Here is a 1,901-nt window from a genome sequence, read left to right as displayed (position 1 = left end):
GAATTGTTCCAATTTAATATAAAAAGTTGACGCGCAAAAATTCTACTACTAAGGTGAAAATGAATTCGAAAAAGAGACAATTCATTCCGAAAAATGAAATTTTGGTTAACTCAAGGAGAATGGAAGAATGAGCGAGCAAGAAAAACGTACGGTTGTTTCCGGCACAGTAACAATGACACCATCAGAAGCGTTCGTTGAAACTATGGTTGCTAATGATGTTACCGATATGTTCGGCATCATGGGGTCGGCATTTATGGACGCAATGGATATCTTTGCTCCTGCTGGCATTCGATTGGTCCCAGTAGTACACGAGCAAGGCGCTGCCCACATGGCAGATGGTTACTCCCGTGTATCGGGTCGCCACGGTGTAGTCATCGGGCAAAATGGCCCGGGTATCAGTAACTGTGTAACAGCAATTGCAGCTGCGTTCTGGGCACATAGCCCGGTCGTAATTGTGACGCCAGAGACAGGCACTAAAACAATGGGCTTAGGTGGTTTCCAAGAATGTAACCAGCTTCCAATGTTCCAAGAGTTCACTAAGTATCAAGGACACGTAACGCACCCAGATCGTATGGCGGAATACACAGGCCGATGCTTCGACCGTGCGATGAGCGAAATGGGTCCAACTCAGCTAAATATTCCTCGTGACTACTTCTACGGTGAAACTCAAACTGAAATCCCTAAACCAGCGCGTTTAGACCGTGGTCCTGGTGGTGAGAAATCTCTGAATGAAGCAGCAGACTTGATAGCTGAAGCGAAATTCCCAGTCATCATTTCCGGTGGCGGTGTGGTAATGGCTGATGCAGTTCAAGAGTGTGCGGCATTAGCAGAAAGACTAGGTGCACCTGTAGTGAACAGCTACCTACACAATGACTCTTTCCCTGCGAGTCACCCATTATGGTGTGGTCCTTTAGGCTACCAAGGTTCGAAAGCAGCAATGAAATTGATGGCTCAAGCGGATGTGGTTATCGCTTTGGGTACACGTCTTGGTCCATTTGGTACCTTGCCTCAACATGGCATGGACTACTGGCCGAAGAACGCGAAAATCATTCAGATTGATGCAGACAACAAGATGCTTGGTCTGGTTAAGAAGATTTCGGTTGGTATCTGTGGTGATGCAAAAGCAGCAGCGGTTGCTCTATCTGAAAGGTTGGAAGGTCGTGCACTGTTGTGTGATGACAACAAAGGCGCTCGCCAAGATACCGTCGCTACAGAAAAAGCACTTTGGGAAAAAGAGCTTGATGAGTGGACACACGAACGTGACTCGTTCAGCTTAGATATGATTGAGGAAAACTCACACGAGACTCCGTTCTCTGGTGGTGAATACCTACACCCACGCCAAGTACTGCGTGAGCTAGAAAAAGCGATGCCTGAAGACGTTATGGTCTCGACGGATATCGGTAACATCAACTCAGTGGCAAACAGCTACTTACGCTTTGAAAAACCACGCAGCTTCTTTGCTGCAATGAGTTTCGGTAACTGTGGTTACGCATTCCCGACCATCATTGGTGCGAAAGCTGCGGCACCTCATCGTCCCGCTATTTCATATGCAGGCGACGGTGCGTGGGGCATGAGCCTGATGGAAACCATGACATGTGTTCGCCATAACATTCCAGTGACAGCTGTGGTATTCCACAACCGTCAATGGGGTGCAGAGAAGAAGAACCAAGTCGACTTCTACAACCGACGCTTTGTTGCCGGTGAACTTGAAAACCAAAGCTTTGCAGAGATTGCACGAGCAATGGGTGCTGAAGGTATCACGGTTGATAAGCTAGAAGATGTAGGTCCAACCTTGCAAAAAGCCATCGACATGCAGATGAACGAAGGCAAAACAACCATCATTGAAATCATGTGTACTCAGGAATTGGGCGACCCGTTCCGCCGAGATGCACTATCAACAC

1 protein-coding gene is annotated in these 1,901 nt (G+C 47.7%); it reads left to right on the top strand.

What is annotated here, in order from left to right; all coding sequences use genetic code 11:
* Positions 1–127: 127 nt before the first annotated feature.
* On the top strand, positions 128–1,901 hold a 1,774-nt coding region (xsc, locus tag AB4653_RS24745), incomplete at its 3' end, for a sulfoacetaldehyde acetyltransferase (RefSeq protein ID WP_372105555.1).

Origin of the sequence: Vibrio sp. 10N.222.48.A3, from assembly GCF_041475345.1 — a bacterium.
In the GTDB taxonomy this organism is placed as follows: domain Bacteria; phylum Pseudomonadota; class Gammaproteobacteria; order Enterobacterales; family Vibrionaceae; genus Vibrio; species Vibrio tasmaniensis_A.
This window is presented reverse-complemented; position numbering and strand designations above follow the sequence as displayed.